Annotated in this window: 21 protein-coding genes; 6 read left to right on the top strand and 15 right to left on the bottom strand. The window is 71.9% G+C overall.

Features of this window, described 5'->3' with window-relative positions:
- Nucleotides 1-7: 7 nt before the first annotated feature.
- From ACFVXG_RS04990 to ACFVXG_RS04965, 6 genes are read right to left on the bottom strand one after another with little or no spacing between them, the layout of a single operon-like run.
- A complete protein-coding gene (locus ACFVXG_RS04990) occupies nucleotides 8-1,321 on the bottom strand; it encodes a hypothetical protein (protein WP_387924412.1) in 1,314 nt (437 codons plus the stop codon).
- Between the two features lie 13 nt (nucleotides 1,322-1,334).
- Nucleotides 1,335-1,733, bottom strand: coding sequence for a Rieske (2Fe-2S) protein (locus ACFVXG_RS04985; RefSeq protein WP_387924410.1), 399 nt, complete (start codon nucleotides 1,731-1,733; stop codon nucleotides 1,335-1,337).
- Complete coding sequence (locus ACFVXG_RS04980; RefSeq protein WP_387924408.1) at nucleotides 1,730-3,037, bottom strand: acetyl-CoA carboxylase biotin carboxylase subunit family protein; 1,308 nt, start codon at nucleotides 3,035-3,037, stop codon at nucleotides 1,730-1,732. Before ACFVXG_RS04980 ends, ACFVXG_RS04985 begins: the two co-directional genes overlap by 4 nt.
- Complete coding sequence (locus ACFVXG_RS04975; RefSeq protein WP_387924406.1) at nucleotides 3,034-4,188, bottom strand: hypothetical protein; 1,155 nt, start codon at nucleotides 4,186-4,188, stop codon at nucleotides 3,034-3,036. The genes ACFVXG_RS04980 and ACFVXG_RS04975 overlap by 4 nt, the downstream gene beginning before the upstream one ends.
- Nucleotides 4,189-4,198: 10 nt before the next feature.
- The gene (locus tag ACFVXG_RS04970) at nucleotides 4,199-5,167 is read right to left on the bottom strand and encodes an iron-containing redox enzyme family protein (RefSeq protein ID WP_387924404.1); all 969 of its coding nucleotides are present in this window, start codon (nucleotides 5,165-5,167) and stop codon (nucleotides 4,199-4,201) included.
- A gap of 53 nt (nucleotides 5,168-5,220) precedes the next feature.
- Nucleotides 5,221-6,453: a hypothetical protein gene (locus ACFVXG_RS04965; RefSeq protein ID WP_387924402.1), complete on the bottom strand. Its 1,233-nt coding sequence runs from the start codon at nucleotides 6,451-6,453 to the stop codon at nucleotides 5,221-5,223.
- Nucleotides 6,454-7,541: 1,088 nt separating this feature from the next.
- Between ACFVXG_RS04965 and ACFVXG_RS04960 the strand changes: the two genes are divergently transcribed.
- Nucleotides 7,542-8,738 carry an ATP-grasp domain-containing protein gene (locus tag ACFVXG_RS04960; protein ID WP_387924401.1) on the top strand — a complete coding sequence of 399 codons (1,197 nt, stop codon included), beginning with the start codon at nucleotides 7,542-7,544 and terminating at the stop codon, nucleotides 8,736-8,738.
- A gap of 154 nt (nucleotides 8,739-8,892) precedes the next feature.
- Here the strand turns inward: ACFVXG_RS04960 and ACFVXG_RS04955 are convergent, their stop codons facing one another.
- Nucleotides 8,893-10,032 (bottom strand): PucR family transcriptional regulator, encoded by a 1,140-nt coding sequence (locus ACFVXG_RS04955; RefSeq protein WP_387924399.1) that lies wholly within the window; start codon nucleotides 10,030-10,032, stop codon nucleotides 8,893-8,895.
- 87 nt (nucleotides 10,033-10,119) lie between these two features.
- On the opposite strand from ACFVXG_RS04955, the gene ACFVXG_RS04950 reads away from it, so the two are divergent.
- Together ACFVXG_RS04950 and ACFVXG_RS04945 are read left to right on the top strand one after the other, a co-directional pair.
- Nucleotides 10,120-11,181, top strand: a complete 1,062-nt coding sequence (locus ACFVXG_RS04950) for a ferredoxin reductase (protein WP_387924397.1) — start codon at nucleotides 10,120-10,122, stop codon at nucleotides 11,179-11,181.
- Between the two features lie 7 nt (nucleotides 11,182-11,188).
- Complete coding sequence (locus ACFVXG_RS04945) at nucleotides 11,189-12,307, top strand: fatty acid desaturase family protein (RefSeq protein WP_387924395.1); 1,119 nt, start codon at nucleotides 11,189-11,191, stop codon at nucleotides 12,305-12,307.
- A 93-nt stretch (nucleotides 12,308-12,400) separates the two neighbouring features.
- Here the strand turns inward: ACFVXG_RS04945 and ACFVXG_RS04940 are convergent, their stop codons facing one another.
- The 3 genes from ACFVXG_RS04940 to ACFVXG_RS04930 form a co-directional block, all read right to left on the bottom strand.
- A complete protein-coding gene (locus ACFVXG_RS04940) occupies nucleotides 12,401-13,129 on the bottom strand; it encodes an aminoacyl-tRNA hydrolase (RefSeq protein WP_387924393.1) in 729 nt (242 codons plus the stop codon).
- 102 nt (nucleotides 13,130-13,231) lie between these two features.
- Nucleotides 13,232-13,699, bottom strand: a complete 468-nt coding sequence (locus ACFVXG_RS04935; RefSeq protein ID WP_387924391.1) for a hypothetical protein — start codon at nucleotides 13,697-13,699, stop codon at nucleotides 13,232-13,234.
- Between the two features lie 149 nt (nucleotides 13,700-13,848).
- Complete coding sequence (locus ACFVXG_RS04930) at nucleotides 13,849-14,778, bottom strand: hypothetical protein (protein WP_387924389.1); 930 nt, start codon at nucleotides 14,776-14,778, stop codon at nucleotides 13,849-13,851.
- 124 nt (nucleotides 14,779-14,902) lie between these two features.
- On the opposite strand from ACFVXG_RS04930, the gene ACFVXG_RS04925 reads away from it, so the two are divergent.
- Entirely contained in the window at nucleotides 14,903-15,274 is a 372-nt protein-coding gene (locus tag ACFVXG_RS04925) for a YbjQ family protein (protein WP_375890615.1), read from the top strand.
- Between the two features lie 98 nt (nucleotides 15,275-15,372).
- Nucleotides 15,373-16,563, top strand: a complete 1,191-nt coding sequence (locus tag ACFVXG_RS04920) for an NAD(P)-binding domain-containing protein (RefSeq protein WP_387924387.1) — start codon at nucleotides 15,373-15,375, stop codon at nucleotides 16,561-16,563.
- A 61-nt stretch (nucleotides 16,564-16,624) separates the two neighbouring features.
- On the opposite strand, the gene ACFVXG_RS04915 is transcribed toward ACFVXG_RS04920, so the two are convergent.
- A complete protein-coding gene (locus tag ACFVXG_RS04915) occupies nucleotides 16,625-16,969 on the bottom strand; it encodes a winged helix-turn-helix transcriptional regulator (protein ID WP_387924385.1) in 345 nt (114 codons plus the stop codon).
- A 139-nt stretch (nucleotides 16,970-17,108) separates the two neighbouring features.
- Here ACFVXG_RS04915 and ACFVXG_RS04910 point away from each other — a divergent pair, with 139 nt between their 5' ends.
- Nucleotides 17,109-17,984 carry an NAD(P)H-binding protein gene (locus tag ACFVXG_RS04910; protein WP_387924383.1) on the top strand — a complete coding sequence of 292 codons (876 nt, stop codon included), beginning with the start codon at nucleotides 17,109-17,111 and terminating at the stop codon, nucleotides 17,982-17,984.
- A gap of 76 nt (nucleotides 17,985-18,060) precedes the next feature.
- Here ACFVXG_RS04910 and paaE read toward each other — a convergent pair whose 3' ends face one another.
- From paaE to paaB, 4 genes are read right to left on the bottom strand one after another with little or no spacing between them, the layout of a single operon-like run.
- A complete protein-coding gene (gene paaE / locus ACFVXG_RS04905; RefSeq protein ID WP_387924381.1) occupies nucleotides 18,061-19,248 on the bottom strand; it encodes a 1,2-phenylacetyl-CoA epoxidase subunit PaaE in 1,188 nt (395 codons plus the stop codon).
- 2 nt (nucleotides 19,249-19,250) lie between these two features.
- Entirely contained in the window at nucleotides 19,251-19,853 is a 603-nt protein-coding gene (gene paaD / locus ACFVXG_RS04900) for a 1,2-phenylacetyl-CoA epoxidase subunit PaaD (protein ID WP_387924379.1), read from the bottom strand.
- Nucleotides 19,847-20,782 (bottom strand): 1,2-phenylacetyl-CoA epoxidase subunit PaaC, encoded by a 936-nt coding sequence (gene paaC, locus ACFVXG_RS04895; RefSeq protein ID WP_387924377.1) that lies wholly within the window; start codon nucleotides 20,780-20,782, stop codon nucleotides 19,847-19,849. The genes paaD and paaC overlap by 7 nt, the downstream gene beginning before the upstream one ends.
- Entirely contained in the window at nucleotides 20,766-21,032 is a 267-nt protein-coding gene (paaB, locus tag ACFVXG_RS04890) for a 1,2-phenylacetyl-CoA epoxidase subunit PaaB (RefSeq protein WP_217680971.1), read from the bottom strand. The genes paaC and paaB overlap by 17 nt, the downstream gene beginning before the upstream one ends.
- Nucleotides 21,033-21,045: the final 13 nt, after the last annotated feature.

The raw sequence follows: 21,045 nt of genomic DNA, 5'->3' as shown, positions 1-21,045 counted from the left end.
GCACGCCTCAATCCACCGTCAGGACGGTGTTCCAGCACGCACCGCGCTGGATGTTGATGACTCCCGACCGGGGCTCGCTCCCGTGCCGCACCAGCACGCCACCGGCCTTCGAACCGAACACGAACGGGCCGTACACCACCGGCACCCGCACGGTCGTGACCTGCGACGACCGGTCGGTGAACGTCATCGTCAGGCCGTCGTCGACCACCCGGCGCTGCAGGATCCAGCTGTGCCCGTCGCCCGGTTCGAGGCGGGCGCGGACGGCCCGCTGCCACTCGCCGGCTCCGGTGTCGGCGCCGACGACCACCCCCTGGCCGCCGTAACCGTCGGCCGGCTTGAGCACCCACGAGTCCTGCTCCGCGCAGACCCGATCGAGCAGGTCGGATACGCCGTCGACCGCCGGATCGAGGTCGATCGACTCGGGGACGTGCTTCCTGAGCACCTCACCCCAGGCCGGGTCCTCCTTCCGCACGGCGTCCCACATCCAGGCCAACAACCGCTTGTTGCTCACCAGTTCGCCGATCTCGCTGGTGTGCAGCAGGACTCGGCGCCCGAGGACCGCCGACCTCAGCGCGTCCAGACCGGGGCTCGCCGGCTGGTCCGCGGTCGAGAACAGCCGGACGACGGCGTCGACCTCGCGGCCACCCGCCATGAGTCGGCCGGTGCTGCCGAGCGTGAGTTCGGAGAGGGGGAAGGCCGCACACGTGAGACCGAGCTCTTCGGCCTGTGGGGCCATGGCGCCGGTCCAGGCCTCGAAGCCCTCCCACGGCTGCAGGTGCGGCACGAGGCCGACCGGGAAGTGGGGGAAGACGACGTGCCCGCGGCCGGTGCCGGAAGCCTTGAGAGTCTCGCTGATGAGCGCGAACCGCGCCGACACGTTGTTCGGCGCCTCGCGCAGCCCGACACCCAGTCGGGAAGCGGCCGCGCTGAACTCGGCACCGAGCTGGTCGACCTGGCGCGTCCCGCCGACCGAACCGTCGATGTTCAGCTCGAGCAGCTGGGCCGTGCCGCGCTCGAGGATGACGTCGGGTCGCAGCACGTCGAACGCGGCGGCCGTGATCGGCTCGTCCGGGTCGGTGAGCGGAAAGGTGCTGGAATCGGCGCCCAGGGCGTCGGCCAGCTGTCCGGCCGTCGACCAGCGGTCCATGACGAAGGACCGGATGGCCGCACGGATGTCGAGCGCGACCTGCGCGAGCTCCTGCTGGCCCCGCTCCGTGAAGACCACCGGCCGGGCCGGAACGACCTCGGCGCCCGGCATCAAGTGCTGGTAGACGTCGACGGCGTCCCGGCAGAAGGCCGCGCGCCACCGCTCATCCGCCACGGACTCCCATTGATCAACGATCACAACTGTCTCCGGACGTAGTCGAGAGCGGAGGAGCGGGCGGGGGCGAAACCGGCCGGCGCACCTCGATGCGTCCGTCCCGCGTCTGCATCTCCAGCATCATCAGGCCTGGGGGCGGGTAGGAGAGCCGCCCCAGGTCGACGGGTTCGCCCGTGGCCAGGTCGTAGCGGACCCCGTGGCGCCGGCAGGTCACCGCGCTGTCGCGCACCTCCGCCGCCACGAGGGGGGCCGTCTTGTGCGGGCACGCGGCGATGATCGCGCCCTTCGGTTCGTCCGGGGTGCCCCAGACCAGCACCGGTCCCAGCGGCGAGGTCACCGCCAGGAGACCGTCCGCGGCCGGCCAGCCCTCCGATGTGCCGACGGCCGTCCACCCGTCGTTGCCCTCGGTCACTGCGCGCGCACCTGTGCTGCGGTGGCCGGGAGCCACAACTCGGCCCCGAGCAGGGAACCGAGCGCGTTCACGGCCGCGTCACACCGGGCCTCCGCGGCCGCGACACTCCGGTCGGCGAAACGAACCACGCCGAACGACGTGTAGTTGCCGGCCATCGCGTCGACGTGCTGGCCGGGGACCACCGCGCAGTAACCGGAGTGCAGGTCCGGCACGGCCTGCTCGAACCAGTCGCCGGAGAGCTCCGCCGGAACGGTGAAGTCGGCTTCCGCGGCCAGGAACGAGTGGCTCATCGCGGTCACCTCCGCGTCGGCCGAGGGCTTCTGGACGGCGCCGCCGAGCGCGACGTCGGCCAGCAGCGACCACAGGTCGATGCCGGTCGAGTTCGCGACCAGGTCGGGGATGGCGCCACCGGAGATCCGCGGATTGACCTCGACCAGGCACGGCCCGTCCGCACTCGCGATGATCTCGACGTGGCACAGGCAGTTGCGCAGCCCCAGGGCGTTCACGACCTCCTCGGCGTACGAGGTGAGTTCGGCGGAGAGCCGTTCGTCCTGCGTCCCCGGGATGCTCGAGCCCAGCTCCAGGAGCGGGTCGCGCGGATTGGTCTTGCGTCGGACGGCCACCAGGCCCACGGCCCCGTCGCCGTCGGCCGCGCACTCGACGCTGAACAACGGGCCGGCGACGAACTCCTCGATGAGCAGCGCCGGACCGACCAGGGACTCCATCCCGCTGTCCGCGCGCCACCCAGCCTGGTCGGCCAGGAACGCCCTGGTGCACTCCTCGAGCTCTGCCGGGCCGGCCGCGACGGCGGCGCCGATCTTCGCGAATCCGTTCACCGGCTTGGCGATGACGGGGAACGACATCCGGTCGAGTTCCTCCGCGGGCAGCCGGCCGTCGACCACCTCGAGGAACCCGACGGTGTTCAGCCCGCGGTCCGCCAGCACCCGCCGCACCTGTGCCTTGTCCAGGGCGGCACTGATCGCCTCCGGACGCGGACCGGGCAGGCCGAAGTGGTCGGCGAGCTCGGCCGCGGTGAGCGCCATGATGTGCAGGGTCGGCGCGATGCCCTGGAGCTCGCCGTCGGCCGTCAACTCGGTCAGTCGACGGGCGTAGCCGGGAGCGTCCAGCGCCTCGGTGACGACAGCGGCGCAGTTCTCCTCGATCGTCGCGTAGGTCTGGTCATCGAGGAGGCCGCGGTTGGCGGGGTTGATCAGGGCGATGACGGCCAGCCCCCGCTTGCGCAGGTGGTCGACGAATGTCAGGGCCGGCCTCGAAACGCCGACCAACACAAAGTACTTCGTCACGTGTTCGCGTGCCTTCCAGCCTCGAGGGCGGCGAGTACCGCACTGCCGCGGTCGATGTATTGGACAGTTGGGTCGGTGAAGCGGCTCTTGTACGGATAGGGATCGCAACCCATGAGGTACACGTCCTCGACCCGTCGGCCGTCCGCATCCAGGAGCACGCCGTCGCCGTCGCACAGCGCGACCGGCGCCGTCACGACGCGCCGGCCGGTCCGCTCGATCCCGGGGAGGTCGCTGACGTAGCCGGTCGCCTGGATGACGACGTCGGCGGCCTCGATCTCCCGCCGCGTCGACTCGCCGCTCGGGTCGATCACCAGTCGGACCGGGAGCCGACCCTGCGAGACATCGCCGAAGAGCGCGCGGGACCGGTTGCGCAGGCCGTGGTACCGGAAGACCTGGCCGGTCCGGGGACAGACGTCCTCCGTGGGGTCGGGGACCGCTTCGGCGACCGGATGCCCGTCCCGGCGGTAGGCGTCGTAGCTCGGATAGTGCAGGCGCACCGGAGAACGCCCGGTCATCGTGACGGCTTCCGCCTCCACGCCGAGGGCGGAGAGTTTCGCCAGAGCCGAGAACGCGCTGTGCGCCGTCCCGACGATGGTGAAACGCCGGGCTCCCGGGAAGAGCTCCTCCGCTCGAGCCTCGTCGGGGACGGCCAGCAGCGTCGACGAGAGCACGGCCTCGTACGCCGACGCCCGCCGCTCCCGTACACCGCAGGCGAGGACGGCCCTGTCCGCCCGTACCGTCCGGCCGTGGGCGAACCGCAGGGTGGTGCCCCCGTCCGTCGGCAGGTCGACCGCGGCCACCGCGTCGCGCGCGATCGACCAGTGCGACGGAGCCGTCGCGCGCACGAACTCCGCCGCGTCGGCGAGCGCCTGCGCGAGCAGCTGGAGGTCGAAGCAGTCGGCGCGGGAGCGCAGGTCCCGGACGGAGGCCAGGTCGAGGATCGGGCCGTACGGGCCGTCACCGTCCACCCAGTTGAAGAAGTCCGAACCGTTCGAGTTCGACTCCGACAGGATGCGGACGAACGCTCCGGCGCCGAACCTGCGCCCCGAATCCACGATGAGCACCCGGTGTCCGCGTAGCTCCGGGTTCGCCGTGATCAGCCCGAGACCTCGGATCCCGAAGCCGATCACGGCGATGTCGAAATGGTCCACTGTCGAGGACTCAGGCGACCGAGGTGAGCGTCTTCAGCGCGACATCGCAGACGCGCAGCGATCCCGCGAGGCGCCGTTCGACACCCGCGACGATGTCCGGGAGGCACTCCGGGTGGGCGGCGAGCGTGGGCTTGATGACCTCGTTCAGCCAGCCGGCCGCGTGCGCCACGTCGACGGTGACGTGCTCGGTGAGGTACTCGAGCTGCTCGAGGCCGTAGCCGACGCGCAGCCAGCCCTTGATCTGGCGGTCGATCCGCCCGGGGACGACGTGCTCGGTCGCCAGCAGCATGCCGAGCCCCTGCGCCATGAGCGTGCGGTCGGTGCTCGAGCCGAGGTACATGTTGGCCAGCTCCAGCTCCTCGACCCAGAACCGGTCGAGGCCGCTCACGTGGGCGTCGGTGTCGATCCCGACCGCGCTCATCATGTCCAGCCGCAGCTGACGGTGGGTCCGCGCGATGTCGCCGTTGCCCATCTCGTCCCAGAAGTTGTGCGCCAGCTCCAACTTCGCGGCGCCGTAGACGCCGGGGATCAGCGCGGCGACCAGGTCGCCGAAGTGGACGTCGAACGGGGTCTCCTGGAAGACGAACTCGCGCAGCTGCTCCTCGGTGGCCTGGTTCTCGAGGAAGTCGAACAGCGGGTGCTGCGGTCCGGAGGCGTGCGCGCGACATCGGTCGTCGAGCCATTCGCCGAACTCGCCGATGCTCGGCAGTTCCATCGCGCCGAGCACCCGGTCCGTCTCGGCCTGGTGCCAGGAGCGGCTCAGGCGCAGCGACGCCACGACGACGTCGGTCTCGTCGGCGGACGGGACTATCGACTCCCAGGCCGGCTGCCACCGCGCGACCGAAAGGAGGTAGAGGGCGCGCTGCGCGTCGAGGTAACCGCTGCCGTCGCGGTCGTCCCGAGCCGACACGGCGAACTCGTCGAGCCGGGCCGCCAGCTCGGCGGGGGCGAGCTCAGTGAGCTGGTTTAGAAAGGTCATGACATCCTCATTGACGTAGGGATCTGATGGCTGAAGTGACGTGCGGGGGGGGGTTACGGGCGCGAAGCGGCGCTGCGGACCCACTCGATGACGGCCTCCTCGGTGAAGATGGCCTTGAACAGGGCCTCGCGATAGCCGCCGATGGCGTCGAGGAGCTCCGAGCGAGCGCTGTCGCTGCGCTCCTCCCACTCGGCGACGAGCTTGTCGTAGAGGCGGGTCGCGCCCTCCTCGGAGATCTCCACGCCGGTGTCGGCGAGCTCCGCCCGGTGCTCGCGCAGGATGCGCAGCAGGCCGTCCTGTCCGCTGCGGACACCGAACATGCGGATCTCCCGCGACCCGATCTCGGCCGGGTCGACGTCGTCGAAGATGCGCGGGGACTTGTTCAGCAGCTCGGTGCGGATTCCGCTCTGCACCGAGTAGGTGACCACTCCGGTCAACGGGGCGGCGGGGTTCTCCAGCAGGCCGTACGTCCGCTCGATGAGCCTGCTGAGCTCGTAGAGGCCCGAGAAGTCGAAGCCGGGCAGCTCGACATCGTGCAGGTGTCGAAGCGCCATGACCACCTCGGCCATCGCGGGGTGCCCCGCCCGGTTGGCGAACCCGCCGACCGACACGTCCGCGCCGCGCAGCCCCGCGCTCAGGGCCACCACGGCATTCGCGGTGGCCATGCCGAAGTCGTCGTGGAAGTGGCCGAAGAAGTCGATTCCGGGGAAGTGCTCGACAAGGTCGCCGACGAAGGTCTGCGCCTGCTGCGGGACGCAGGTGCCGGCGGTGTCCACCAGCCGCACCTGGCTGATGCCCGCGCGCCGGACGACGTCCACCGCGTTGCGCACGTGCAGCGGGTCGGCGCGGAAGGCGTCCAGCAGGCCGGCGATGAAGCCTCCCAACCCGCCGACCTTCTCCAGTGCCGCGAGCTGGTCGGAGTACCACGCGAGGTTGCCGGCGCGGCGCTCGACGTCGGTGAGGGACTCCCATGCCGCCTGGTCGAAGGCTTCGCCGGCCTTCTCGCGGATCGTCGGGTAGAGGTGACGGATCTGCTCGTCCGACACCGAATGGATGGCCAGCACCCAGACACGGGACAGATCGCGGTCCATGCCCTCGAGGGACTTGAGGGTCTTCGCCATCCGGTCACCCAGATGCGATATGACCACGAACCGTACGGAGTCCGGGATGCCGCCCTTCTCCTGCTCGTTCAGCAGCTCGTTCAACAGGGCAATGTTGTGCGGCACGTCCGGGAGCATGCCGACGACGAGAGTCCTGATGCCGATGCGCGAAATGGCCTTCGCCATTTCGCATTTCTGCTCCAGCGACGCCGCTACCGGAGCTCGTTCCGATCCCTCTCGCAGGGTCTCGTCGAAAAGGTCGATCGAAGGGTGGAACGCGGAATGCACTGCACCTCCCAGGGGATGGCCTCGGTCACGGGGGCATGGTCGATCCACCCGTACTCCGAGACGATTTCAGATATGGCAGACCGCGAGGGCCTGAGGACTTACCCACAGGACTTCCCGCAGGACTTCCCCGCAGCCGACGGACCACCTGGCCGGCCGCGCTCACGCGACCGTCAGACCGGTGCAGCCGACACGGGGCCCACCCGGCCGTCGCTCCGCGGCTCGCGACCTGCTCAGATGCTCAGATCGATGGAGCGTCAGTTGTGGCACATCCAGGCTCGCTTGGAGGTGCCGATGGGAGAACGTGTCCGACTCGGCCTCAGTACCGGAGGCGCCGACCGTGACGATCCGGGTCGGCCGGAAGGCGGCCAGGCCCGCCGGCAACGGCGAGGGCGCGTTTTGAGGACCGCTGCGACACAGAACTCTCCCTGGGTGCGGGATCAGCAAGAATGCAGCCGGGGCGCAACAGCGGCAACCGACGCGCATAGGTGTACCGCGCATGGTGGTTGGCGGTTTCCGCACACTAACACCAACGCGCTCCACTGGTCGATGCCCTTGACGAGGTGCTCTGCACATCCCCCACCGCTCGGCTACGGCGCGCACGGCCCGGAGCGACAAACTGTGCTCAAGCTCACCGCCACCATCGCCGGTGGTTTCACCTCCGGTGTGCTCAACGTCCGTGACACCGACTGTTTCTGACTGCCGCTTGCTTCTGGCGGAGGGCATTGGCGCGCCCGATCGTCAGTGACGGCACCCCGGGCGGCCCCGATATACGCGCGTTCACGAGGTCCGACACCGGCTCCGAACCCGTTCCGCGGGTGCCTGCACCCTTCCCGCTCGGCACGCCTGGGACGGGGAGTGACGGATCCCCATGCCAGGACGGGTCTTGACTGTCAGACAGCTATAGGGGATCTTCGCCAACGCACAGTTCATCGGGTTCGGATGTTCGATGGACAGCAGTGCCCCGGACACACCGGAAGGAATCTGACTTGACGGAACTGCTGTTGGTGGGTGTGGGCCAGATGGGACGCCCCTATCTCGAGGCGGCACTGCGGATCGGCTGCACCGTCCGGGCGGTGGAGAGTCGGGCCGCCTTCCCGGGACTGCCGGTCGGCACCGGGGCCGACTTCTACCAGGTCGACAACGGACTGGACGAGTCCTGGCTGCTCGGTGCCCTGCAGGCGGCCGAGCAGGGCCCGCCGCAGGGGGTGGTCGCCTTCGCCGAGGCGCACGTCACCGCAGCCGCTCTGCTCCAGGACCGCCTCGGCGTGCCCGGTCCCTCGCTGCACGCCGCGACCATCTCCCGGAACAAGGGACTGCAGCGGATGAGCTGTGCGGCCAGGGGGGTGAGCCAGCCCGAGTTCCTGCTGGTCCCCTCGATCGCCGATGCCCGGGAGTGGATGGCGGAGCGGCTGCCCGTGGTGGTCAAGCCGCTCACCTTCGGCGGCAGTGTCGGTGTTGAACAGGTATCCACCATCGAGGAGTTGGACTCGGCGATCGAACGCCGGGGCGAGGGGAAGCTGCTCGTCGAAGGTGCGGTCTCCGGCCCTGAGTTCAGCTGGGAGGCGCTGGTCAGGGATGGCTCCGTGCTCTTCGAGAACGTCACCGCGAAGGAGACCACCGAACCTCCCTACTTCGTCGAACTGACCCACCGCTGCGGCCACCGCTTCGAGGACCCGAAGGTGGCGCAGCAGGTCCAGGAGTTCACTCGGCTGGTTCTCGACGCCATCGGCATGCGGACCGGCCTCGCCCACCTGGAGTTCCGGCTGGGCCCGGACGGTCCGGTCCTGATGGAGGTGGCCGTGCGGACCCCCGGCGACCACATCGCGGAGGCGGTCTGCCTGACCTACGGTTTCGACCTCTACGAGGGCGTCGTCCGGCTGGCCCTCGGCCTACCGCTCGACGACCTGATCCAGCGGGAGCCGGTCCAGTTCGCGGCCGTGCACCACCCCGACTGCCCGCCGGGCCGGATCACCGGGATCGAGGGGCTCTCCGAGATCGAGGCCCACCCCTTCGTGCAGCGGGTCTCCCTCAACCGGGGCATCGGCGACCTGGTGAAGCCGTTGAGCTCGTCCTCCGAGCGGATCGGCTACGCCCTGGTCGTGGCCCCCACCCCGGAGGCACGCGAGGAGACGCTGGCGTTCATCCAGGCACGGCTGCGGATAACCACGGTTCTGGACGGGTAGCGGGCGACGGGCCATGGGTGACAGATGACAGGTGACAGAAAACAGATAACAGCGAACAGATTTCATAATCTGTTCGCTGTTATCTGTTATCCGTTCGCTGTCATCTGTCTTCTGTCATCTGTTCGCCGCCCGGGGCGCTCTCCCCGCCGACGCGTCAGCCGCCCCGCAGCCCCACCGCCAAGGTCAGTTCGAGGACCCGGTCCGGCGAAGCGAGATCCGGAAACAGCTCCCGCAGCTGCGACATCCGGTACCGGACCGTCTGGGGATGGACGAACAACGCCGCCGCCACCTCGTCCCGCCTGCCCTGGTGCAACAGCCACGCCCGCAACGTCTCCTCCAGCCGCCGTGCGGTGGCGACCGGCACGGTCCGCAACGGCGCGAGGGCTCGGGCACGCAGGTCGGCGAAGGCGTCCACGTCGGCGCTCAGCACCAGCTCGGGCAGGTGGTCCTCGGTGTCGCGGATCTCAGCGGAGAGGGAGCGCGCACGTACGGCTCGTGCGTACGAGGCGGACGCACGGGTCCACGGCCGGGCCGGGCCGACCACGGCGGTGCGGTCGGTCAGCTGCCGCAAGAGGTGTGCCCGGTCGGCATCGGGGACGAGCAGCACACCGGTGGCGTCCGGCAGGTCGTCGAGGACGAGAGTGCTCGGGTCGAGCACGCGGTAGGCAGGCCGGGCCTGGGCGGCGGGCAGCAGGACCGCGGTCAGCGAAACCGGGGCCTGCCACCCGGCCCGTTGGACAGCGGCCAGCAGCACGTCCGGGCTCGCGCCGGCGAGGAGGTCGCGGGCCAGGTGTTCCAGGTGGCGCTCGTGGGCCCTGCCCCGGGCGGCCAGTTCGTCGGCATGGCCCGCGGCGCTCGCGGCGGAGAGCTCGTCGATGTAGGCGAAGGTCAGCTCGGCGAACTTGGCGACCTCGGCGGCGGGCAGACCCGCGGGTACGGCACCCGCCGCCAGGCATCGCCAGGCCACCCGGGCGCCGACGCGGTAGGCGCTGAGCAGGGCATCCATCGAACGGCCGTCGCGCACCTCGCCGCGGCCCAGCTCGTACGCCGCGTCACCGGCGTCGCCACCCGTGGCGTTCCCGCTCGCGCGGTCCAGGTAGTGCCCCAGGGCGGTGCGGACGGCCCGGCGGATGGTGGCGCCCATGCGCCCCGAGAGGGCGTTGGCGTAGGGAGGGACCTCGTCGATGATCGCCTCGACGACCTCGTCGGCGGTCGCCGTCAGCGCGGCCCGAAGCGCGGTGACCGTCGTCTCGTCCAGGACCAGCTCGCTGGCCCTCCGGGTTGCATGGCTCACGTTCCTGTTCCCTGCGAACAATTCAGCCGACCAGATTTACGTCCTACGGTCAGGACTTTACGCCGTGAGGCGCAGCAAGCTGGAGTCATGACGAGTGCAGCCCTCCGCAGCAGGGCGTGGAAACTGCTGGAGATGGTCACGACGCCGCTGCTGCCGTCGGACTACCTCGACCTGGTCAGCCCGCTGCGTGCGGGCGCCGAGCTGCGTGGGCGCATCGAGGCCGTGCACCCCGAGACAGGTGACGCCGCGACCGTCGTGATCAGGCCGGGACGGGGCTGGCGCGGCCACGCGGCCGGTCAGTACGTGCGGATCGGGGTCGACGTCGACGGGAGGCGCCTGTGGCGTGCCTACTCCATCACCTCACCGACAGGCCGCCGGGACGGCCGCATCACGATCACCGTGAAGGCGATCCCGGACGGCAAGGTCAGCAACCACCTCGTCCACAGGGCGGCACCGGGCACGCTGATCCAGCTCGAGCAGCCGACCGGTGACTTCGTGCTGCCGCACGCCAAGCCCGCCAAGGTGCTCTACCTGACCGCCGGCAGCGGCATCACGCCCGTGATGGGCATGCTGCGCGACACCGAGTTCGCCGACGTCGTCCTGGTCCACTGCGCGCCGCAGCCGCAGGACGTGATCTTCCGCAACGAACTGCACGGCCTGGTCGCGGACAGGAAGCTGCGCCTCACCGAGGTGCACACTGCCACGGACGGCAGGCTCGACCTCGCCCGTCTCGGCGAACTCGTGCCCGACTGGGCCGAGCGCGAGACCTGGGCCTGCGGGCCCGCGGGCCTGCTCGACGCCGCGGAGGAGCACTGGACCGGACACGGCCTCCAGGAGCGCCTGCACACCGAACGGTTCCGCCCCCGCATCGTCGTCGCCGGCAACGGCGACGGCGGCGAGGTCACCTTCAGCGCCACCGGCAAGACCGTCGACGCGGACGGCACCACGCCGTTGCTGGACGTCGGCGAGGAAGCGGGCGTACTCATGCCCTCCGGCTGCCGCATCGGCATCTGCTTCGGCTGCGTCACGCCGCTCAAGGCGGGCGCCGTCCGCGACCTGCGCACCGGCGAGATCACCGAGGCCGAGCCGGGTGTCCTCATCCAGACCTGCGTGTCCGCCGCGGCGGGCCCCTGCGACATCGAACGGTAGACGCACCTTGACCGCCATCGACCCCACCGCCCATCTGACCGCGGAGCAGATCGAGGAGCTCGGCCGCGAGCTGGACGCGATCCGCGACGAGGTGCTCGCCGACCGCGGCGAGAAGGACGCCGCCTACATCCGCAAGGTCATCTCGGCGCAGCGCAAGCTCGAGCTGGCCAGCCGGGGCGTGCTGCTGTTCTCGATCTTCCCGCCCGCGTGGCTGCTCGGCACCGCCGGCCTGTCCGTGGCGAAGATCATGGACAACATGGAGATCGGCCACAACGTCCTGCACGGCCAGTGGGACTGGATGCGGGACCCGAAGATCCACTCCACCACCTGGGAGTGGGACCACGTCTCGCCGGCCGAGCAGTGGAAGCACTCGCACAACGAGCTGCACCACACGTACACCAACGTGATCGGCAAGGACAACGACCTCGGCTACGGCATCATGCGCGTCGACGAGGACCAGAAGTGGCATCCGTTCCACCTCGGCCAGCCGCTGTGGAACTTCGTCAACGCCTGCTTCTTCGAGTACGGCATCGCGGCATACGACCTCGAACTCGGCAAGAACCTGCAGAAGCACCGCCGCAGGAGCCCGGAGTTCCGCGCCCGGGCCAAGGCCGTGGGCCGCAAGATCCGCAAGCAGGTGCTCAAGGACTACGTGATCCACCCGCTGCTGTCGGGCCCGTCGTTCCTCACCACGCTGGCCGCCACCTTCACCGCGAACCTGGTCCGCAACATCTGGACCCACTCGGTGATCATGTGCGGGCACTTCCCGGAGGGCGTACAGGTCTTCGAGCGCCAGTCGGTCAAGGGCGAGACGCGCGGCCAGTGGTACCTGCGCCAGATGATGGGCTCGGCGAACATCAGCGGCAGCAGGGCCATGCACTTCATGACGGGCAACCTGTCCCACCAGATCGAGCACCACCTGTTCCCGGACCTGCCGAGCAACCGGTACGCCGAAGTCGCGGTGAAGGTACGCGCGCTGTTCGAGAAGTACGAGCTGGAGTACGTCACCGGGCCACTCCCCAAGCAGGTGTTCTCCGCCTGGCGCAAGGTCTTCCGACTCTCCCTGCCGAACAAGAACCCCAAGGTCAAGACCCCGGCCCGCGAGAAGGGACTCATCGCGGCCTGATCCCCGGTATTGGCCCAACAAACAGATAACAGCGAACAGATTTTGAAATCTGTTCGCTGTTATCTGTTTTCTGTCATCTGTTCGCCGACACCCTCACCGCAGTGCCGGGTGCTCCGCGATCACCGTGCAGCTGCCCGGGGCGATCTCCGTGAAGCCCGCGTCCTGGACCACCGGCAGCCCGCTGCGGACCAGTTCCTCCCACACCCCCGGCGCCGCCGTGCGGACCGCGAGCGCGAAGCCCGACTCAGCCCACTCCTTGCGCTGCGCCTCGTCCAGCCGCCACCAGGCGAGCTGCGCCGCGTGCCCGGTCTGGGCCATGGTCTTGCCCGCGCTCATCTCCAGCTCCGGGTTGAGCCACAGCACCGGCAGCCCGGGCTCGGGGGCACCGACCTCGGCGGTCTCCTCCAGGTCCGTGCCGGAGACCTGGAGCTTGGCGAGGTCCTTCGGCCAGCCGTCCAGCGGGATCGGCGGGAACACCCGGACCTCCGCCTCCCGCCCCCGCACCGTGATGCCGGGCAGCTCCCCGGCCCGGCGCCACTCCCCGCCCCGGGCCCGCCGGACCACCTTGCGGATCCGGGCGTCCTCCCAGGCCGCGACCCGCTCCGTCCACTCCCCGTCCACCTCGGTCACCCGGGGGTCGGCGAGCAGCGTCAGCACCGCCCGCGCCGAGGTCTCCAGCGCGTCCGTCCGCCCCGGCGGCGTGGCCTTCTCCAGCCGGACGACCAGCGGCAGCACGTACTGCGGCCGCCCGTCGCGGTCCTCGGGGTCGGGAACGTCGTCGGGGGCGGGGACGGGGGCCGGGGCGTCGAACGGAGAAGTCACCCGTCCAGCATGCCAGCCCGGCCACCACCACCCCCGGGCCACCCCCAACCCGCCCCGCGCCGCACAGCGCAACCGCACAGCGCAGCCGCACCGCACAACCGCTCAGCGCAGCCGCTGCCGCAATTCGTCCACCGCCGCTCGGATCCCCGCGCTGTACGCGTCCTCCGGCAGCGCGTCCAGGCTCCGCACCGCCCGTTCCAGCTGTTCGCGCGCGAGGTCCGGCTCCCCGAGCTTGAGGTGGTCGGAGGCCAGGTTGAGGTGCAACGAGGGGTAGAAGGCCCGCACCTGGAGCGCCGGCTCGTAGGTCCGGGCGCGCTCGGCGGTCAGCGAGTCGGCGGCCGCGAGGGCCCGCCGGTCCCACTCCAACTCGGCCCGGGGGTCGTCCTGGAGGTCGGCCAGGTAGTGCGCCAGAACGCACCGGTGGAAGACGTCCCGATCCCCCAACTCGTCCCACAGGGCTTCGAGGCTGGCCCGCGCCTCGGCGGTCCGCCCGCGCTGCGCCGCCCGCACACCGTCCAGCCCGAGCGCGATCCGGCCCAGCGCCGACTCGTCCGCGCCCGACTCCCCCACGGGCACACCGCCCACACCGAACGCACCGGACGAACCAGATGAAAGAGACACATCGGACATGCCCGCAGCCTAGCCGCCCGCCCACCGCCGTGCCCGGACGGCGGGCCACCCGACCACCCGGACGCCCGGACGCCGCACCCGACGTCCGTTCAGCGGCGGTAGCCGCGCTGCGGGTCCCGTTCCTCCGCGTCCTCGTACATCAGGAACCAGCCCTCGGGGTGCGTCGCGGCCAGCAGCAGCTCGGTGCGCTGCTCGGCGCCGAGCTCCGGGTCCCCGTCGTCCGGCCCGAAGACGCCGAACAGTTCGTCGTGGCAGCCGTCCCAGTCGTAGTCGTACAGGTCGGCGGGCAGGTCGCCCATCATGTCGGCGACCGACTCGGGCTGGGAGCCCAGCAGCGTCCGGGCGTCCACCAGCGCCATCCGCAGCGCGAGTTCCTCGGCGAGGCAGCGCGGCAGCGGCCATTCACCGAGCGCGAGGTCGTCGGCCAGGTCGTCGAAGGTGCGGGCCATGGTGCGCCGCCAGCCCCGGTGGAGCCGCCAAGTGCGTTGGGGCAGCCGGGCGTAGACCGTCCAGTCGACGTCCTCGCCGTCGACCACCGGGTCGTCGCCGTGCTCGTCGAGGTCGTCGTAGGCGGCGTCGGCCAGGCCGAGCAGTTGGGCGTGCAGCAGGCAGGCGGTGCGCGGGGTGAGGGTCCAGTCGGCGCCCGCGCCGCCGTCCTCGTCCTCGCCGTCCAGCGGGAACAGTTCGGCGAAGTCCGGGGTGAAGTCCTCGGTGACGCTGATCTCCAGCGTGCCGCCGATCGCCTCGACCCCGGGGATGGCGGCCACCAGCCGGTCGGGGTGGAGCAGCGCGCCGAGCGCCGCGTTGGCGTCCTCGGCCACCTCGCGCAGCAGTTCGCGGCGCTGGCCGGCCGGGTCGATGCCGTCGAAGTCCAGTTCCTCGACGGCCCTGATCGCGGCCGCGCGCAGCGCCGGCCAGTCGTTGATCCGCAGGCCCAGCACCACGGTCGCCTCGATCTCCGGCGCGCCGGAGTACTCTGCCGCGCCCGGCCCCTGCGGATGATCGCTTCGCTCGCCCATGGGGCTACGGTACGGCTTTTCCGCCGCCCGATCACCGGTCCGAACCAGCTTCCGGAGACCTTCTCGGCCACGGCCCGGCCGCGCCTCTGTCACTCGGACGCACGACACGGGCAGGATGGGCCCCATGGCTGACATCAACGAGTACGGCGGCGGGCAGGGCCCGAACGCCGACGTCATGGTCGTGACCACCAACGACATCCCCGGCTTCCGGGTCGACCACGTGATCGGCGAGGTCTTCGGACTGACCGTGCGCAGCCGCCACATCGGCAGCCAGATCGGCGCCGGCCTCAAGTCGCTGATCGGCGGCGAGCTGAGGGGTCTGACGAAGACCCTGGTCGAGAGCCGCAACGAGGCGATGCAGCGACTGATCGAGCAGACCAAGGCGCGCGGCGGCAACGCGGTGCTGATGATGCGCTTCGACGTGACGGAGGCGGCGGACGTCGGCACCGAGGTCTGCGCGTACGGCACCGCCGCGGTGATCTCGCCGATCGGCTGAGGCCCCGGCCCGCACCCGAAGGCCGGTCGCGCCCGCCCCTGGCCCCGCCCGTCGTCATCGAGCGGGAACAGTCACCGACCCCCCGATGTTTCACGTGCGTGACTGTTTACGGTGCAACCAAGGCAAGCAACGAGGCCGCCCGGCGGCGCGTGGACGTCCTGGTGGTGGGCGCCGGACAGGCGGGGCTGTCCGCCGCCTACCACCTCGGCCGCCGCGGCTTCGCCCCCTACCGGGAGGGCGTCGACGGCGGCTTCGTCGTGCTCGACGCCAACGCCACCCCCGGCGGCGCCTGGGCGCACCGCTCGCCGTCCCTGCGGATGGCCACCGTGCACGGCTTCCACGACCTCCCGGACGCCGAACTCCCGGCGCCCGACCCGGCGGCCCGCGCGCGCGAGGTGGTGCCGGGGTACTTCACGGCGTACGAGGCCAGGCACACGCTCCCGGTCGTACGCCCGGTCGCGGTGCGCACCGTACGCGCCGAGTCCGAGCGCCCCGACTCCCGGCTGCTGGTCGAGACCGACCGTGGCACCTGGTCCACCCGTGCGCTGATCAATGCCACCGGCACCTGGACCCGCCCCTTCCTCCCGCACTACCCGGGCCGCTTCGCGGGGCGCCAGCTGCACTACGCCGAGTACCGCGGCCCCGAGGAGTTCGCGGGCCGGCGGGTCCTGGTGGTGGGCGGCGGCGCCTCGGCGATCCACGTGCTGTCGGAGGTGGCCGCGGTCGGCGAGACGGTCTGGGTCACCCGCTCCGAACCGGTGTACCACGAGGGCCCGTTCACCCCTGAGTACGGGCGCGCGGTGGTCGCCAAGGTCGAGGAGCGGGTCCGCCAGGGCCTGCCGGTGCGCAGCGTGGTGAGTGTGACCGGCCTCGGCCCGTCCGTCGCCTACCGCCGCGCCGAGGAACTGGGCGCGCTGCACCGCCGACCGATGTTCGACCGGCTCACCGAACACGGAGTCGCCTGGGGCGAGCAGGAGTTGGCGGTCGACGCGATCATCTGGGCGACCGGCTTCCGCCCCGAGGTCGGCCACCTCGCCCCACTCGGCCTGCGCTCCCCCGGCGGCGGCATCGCGCTCACCGGCACCCGCGCCACCGCCGACCCGCGCGTCCACCTGGTCGGCTACGGCCCGTCCGCCAGCACCATCGGCGCCAACCGGGCGGGCCGCGCCGCCGTCAACGACCTGGTCAAGTTGCTCGGGGAGCCGGAGCCGACCAAGGAGGCCACGCACGAGGCCGCGAAGCAGACCACGTGGGAGGTCGCGCGGGTCCCCGCCCCGGCCGCAGTGTGACCCGAAGCCCGACTCGTCGGCGTCCGGCTCGTCAGCTCCCAGCTCATCGGCGTCCGATCCATCAGCCCTCGTCCGGCACCCGGCCGCCGAGCCGGTCGCGCTCGGCCTCGGCCCACCCGCCCAGCAGCACCAGCACCTCGTGCAACGACCGCCCGAGACCGGTGAGCGCGTACTCGACGCGATACAGCGGCTCGAGCCTGGCGGTACGGCGGACGTACCCCTCGTGCTCCAGCGTGCGCAGCGCGCGGGTCAGCACCCGGCGACTGAGGTCCGCCACGGCCCGGTCCAACTCGTTGTAACCGTACGGGCGTTCCGCCAGCAGGCTGATCAGGACGACGCTCCAGCGGTCCCCGATCCGATGCAGCACCGAGGTCGCGGGGCAACCCGCCCGGTCCTCCGCGGACACCGGCCCGGCGACTCCCGCAGCCCCAGCACCGCCTCCAGGGGCAACCGGAGACGCAGTGGACACGGATGTTCCCTCTTTCGGCGAACCGTTCACCCGACCCATGATCGCTCCAACAGGACCACAGAGCCGAGGAGTTCACATGTTCGCCATCACCGGGGCATCCGGCCGGCTGGGTCGGCTGACGCTCGACGCCCTGCTCGACCGGGTCGACCCGGCCGAGGTGGTGGCCGTCACCCGCACTCCGGGGGCGGTCGCCCGGGCGGGCCGGATCCGCATCCGTGCGGCCGACTTCGCCGCCCCGGCCACGCTGGCCACCGCCTTCAAGGGCGTCCGGCGACTCCTGCTGATCAGCGCCGACCGGACACCGGAACGGCTCGCGCTGCACCGGGCCGCGGTCGGGGCGGCGGTGACGGCCGGTGTGGAGCACGTCATCTACACCTCGGTGGTCCGGGCCGCCGATCCGGGCAATCCCGTCCCCGAGGCCCGGGACCACGGCCGGACCGAGGCCCTGCTCGCCGCCTCCGGCCTCGCCCACACCGTGCTGCGGGTCAACGTCTGGCCGGACATGTTCCTGCTCTCCGGCCTGGCCCGACTGGCCGTCGCCGGCGGCGAGTTGCCGAGCAGCGCGGGCGGCGGCCGGGTCGGCTACGTCTCCCGCGCGGACACCGGATGGGCCTGCGCCGCCCTGCTCGCCGGGGCCGACGCACCGACCGGCCGGGTCCTGGACCTCACCGGCCCCGGACTGACGGACGACGACGTGGCCGCCGCCCTCACCGAGGCCACCGGCCGTACGGTCCGGCACCGGCCGGTGGCCGACCACGAGGTGGCCGGTGCCCTGACAGCCCTCGGGGTGCCGCCCGCGCTCGCGGCCGGCTGGGGCGAGAACGACCCGTTCCGGCGTGCGGGGTGGTTCGACGTCCCGGACGACGGCACCACCCGCCGCCTTCTCGGGCGCGAGCCGGTGGCGCTCGCGGACTTCTTCACCGCCCACCGCGCCGAGCTGCTCACCGGGTGAGCGCGGTCGACGGTCGACGGACGAGCACGACCGGCCGTCGTCGGCCGACCATCGAAGTGGTCAGGAGCCTCAGGAGTCAGCGGTCGTAGTCGACGGTGACCCGGTCGGTGACCGGACGGGCCTGGCAGGTGAGGACGTAACCGGCCGCCAGCTCCTTCTCCTCCAGGGCGAAGTTGCGGCGCATCTCCACCTCGCCCTCGGTGACCAGGGCCCGGCAGGTGCCGCAGACCCCGCCCTTGCAGGCGAACGGCAGGTCGGGGCGGGAGCGCTGGGCGCCGTCCAGGATCGAGCGGTCGCGCGGGAGGGTGAGGGTGCTGCCGCGACCGTCGAGGACGACGGTGACCTCGCTGCGCTCGCCCGTCGCGGCCCCGGCCTCGCCGTCGGCGCCGTCCCAGTCCTCGTCGCGCTCGGCGAGCGGCTCGTCCTCGGCGTGGAACAGCTCCTGGTGCACCCGCTCGCCGGGCACTGCGAGTTCGGCGAGCAGCTCCTTCGCCCCCGCGACCATGCCGAACGGGCCGCACAGCCACCAGTGCCCGACGCCGCCGACGTCCACCAGCGCCGCCAGCAGCGCCCGGACCCGCTCCGGGTCCAGCCGCCCGCTGAGCAGTTCGGCGTCCCTGGTCTCCCGGGACAGCACGTGGACCAGCTGGAACCGGCCGAGGTAGCGGTCCTTCAGGTCGGCCAGCTCGTCCGCGAACATCACGGTGTCGCTGCGCCGGTTGCCGTAGAGCAGGGTGACGGTGGAGCGGCGGTCGGCGGCCAGCACGGAGGCGGCGATGGACAGCATCGGGGTGATGCCGGAGCCCGCCGCGAGCAGCACGTGGTCGGCGGGGACGCCGAGTTCGGGAGTGAACAGGCCGGACGGGGTCAGGACCTCGACCTCCTCGCCGGGCCGGGCCTCGCGCACCAGCCAGCGCGAGAACAGCCCGCCGGGCACCTCCCGGACGGCGATCCGCAGCGGCCCGCCCACCGGGGCGCAGATCGAGTACGAGCGGCGCTCGTCGACTCCGTCCACCAGCCTGCGCAGGGTCAGGGTCTGCCCGGGCCGGAACGCGTACTCGGCCGCCAGGGCGTCCGGCACCGCGAAGGTCACCGCGACGGCGTCCTCGCAGAGCCGCTCCACCCGGTCGATCCGCAGCCGGTGGAAGCTCGGACGGCGGGCCGGGCGGACGGCCCCGCCAGAGCTCGCGGTGGAGGTCGTGGCGGAGGTCGTGGCGGGGACGGAGGAGCCGGCCGGGGCGGCGGCGGACGAGGCGGCGGGCATTCTCAGATCTCCTTGACGCGTTCGAACGGCTCGCGGCAGGCGCGGCAGCGCCAGAGCGCCTTGCAGGCGGTGGAGCCGAAGCGGGACAGCTCCTCCGTGTCGGCGCCGCCGCACTGCGGGCAGGGCACGGGGGCCGCGGCTCCCGCGCGGGTGGGGCCGAGGGTGAGCGGGACCGGCCCGGACCCGGCCCCGGGCGCGAACGCCGAGGTCGGACGCGGCGGGGCGATGCCCGCCTCGGCGAGCTTGCGGCGGCCCTCGGCGGTGATCAGGTCGGTGGACCACGGCGGGTCCAGCCGCAGCCGCACCCGGACGTCCGGGTACCCGGCGGCGCGCAGCCGGCGGTCGACGTCGGCGGCCATCTCGGCCACGGCCGGGCAGCCCGAGTAGGTCGGGGTCAGCCAGGCGGTGACCGTACCGCTGCCGTCGCCCACCTCCACCTCGGCCAGCACCCCCAGGTCGGCCAGGGTGAGCATGGGCAGCTCCGGGTCGGGGACGCCCGCGGCGACCGACCAGGCCGCCTCGCGGACGGTGTCCGCGAGGCCCGTCACTCCTGCGGTGCCCGACGCGTCCACCGTGCCCGTCACGTCCGCGGTGCCCGTCACCACGTCGCCCCCGGGTGGGCGCGGGCCACCACCTGCAGTTCGGCGAGCAGCGGACCGAGCTCCTCGGTGTGCACCCCGTCCCGGCCGGCCCGGCCCAGCACGGTGGCCAGCGGCGGGACGTCCGGCACGGTCAGCCCGGCCTCGGCGAGGACGGCGGCGAGCTCCCGCAGCACCGGTTCGCGCAGCACCGCCGGGTCGACGCCGGCCCGCAGCTCCACCGGGTGGGCGGTGAACAGCTCCTCCAGCAGCGGCCAGACCGCGTCCAGCCCGGCCTGCATCCGCTCCGCCGAGTACGGCGTGCCGTCGCCGAGCCGCAGCGTCCAGGCGGTGGCGTACTCGCGGTGGTACGCCAGTTCCTTGACGCCCCGGGCCGCGACCGCGGCCAGCACCGGGTCCGGGTGGGCGCTCAGCGCCTCGTACAGCGCGCCGCGGGCGGTGGCGAACAGCAGCAGCCGGGCGATCGAGTACGCGAAGTCGCCGTTCGGGGTCTCCACCAGGCGGACGTTGCGGAACTCGTGCTCCTCCCGCCAGTACGCCAGGTCGTCCTCGGTGCGGCCGGAGCCGTCCGCCTGGCCGGCCCGGGTGAGCAGCAGCCGGGCCTGGCCGAGCAGGTCGAGGCCCAGGTTGGCGAGCGCGACCTCCTCCTCCAGCTCGGGCGCCCGGGTGCACCACTCGATCAGCCGCTGGGAGAGCACCAGGGCGTCGTCGCCGAGCATCTGGCAGTAGGCGGCGAGGTCGGCACCGGCCAGGCCGGCGGGCAGGGCGGTGTCCACGCCGAGCAGCGGGTCGGCGAAGCCCGTCCCGTACGCCCAGCGGCCCTCGCCCTCGGGGCCGGGGGTGGCCCCGGCGAGGCTGAGGTAGACGTGGTCGTCCTCGGTGGCGGACGTGGTGTGGTCGTGCACGGTGGCTCCCCCGTCAGATGTGCGGGACATCCTCGGGGATGTCGTAGAAGGTCGGGTGGCGGTAGACCTTGTCGCCGCTGGGCTCGAAGAACGGGTCGCGCTCGTCCGGGGTGGAGGCGGTGATCGCGTCCGAGCGGACCACCCAGAGGCTGACGCCCTCGTTGCGGCGGGTATAGAGGTCGCGCGCGGCGAGCAGCGCCATCCGGTCGTCGGAGGCGTGCAGCGAGCCGACGTGGACGTGGTTCAGGCCGCGCCGGGGGCGCACGAACACCTCGTACAGCGGCCAGCCCGCC

Origin of the sequence: Kitasatospora sp. NPDC058162 (genome assembly GCF_042884005.1) — a bacterium.
In the GTDB taxonomy this organism is placed as follows: domain Bacteria; phylum Actinomycetota; class Actinomycetes; order Streptomycetales; family Streptomycetaceae; genus Kitasatospora.
The sequence above is the reverse complement of the archived record's forward strand: the minus strand, read 5'-3'. Positions and strand labels throughout refer to the sequence as shown.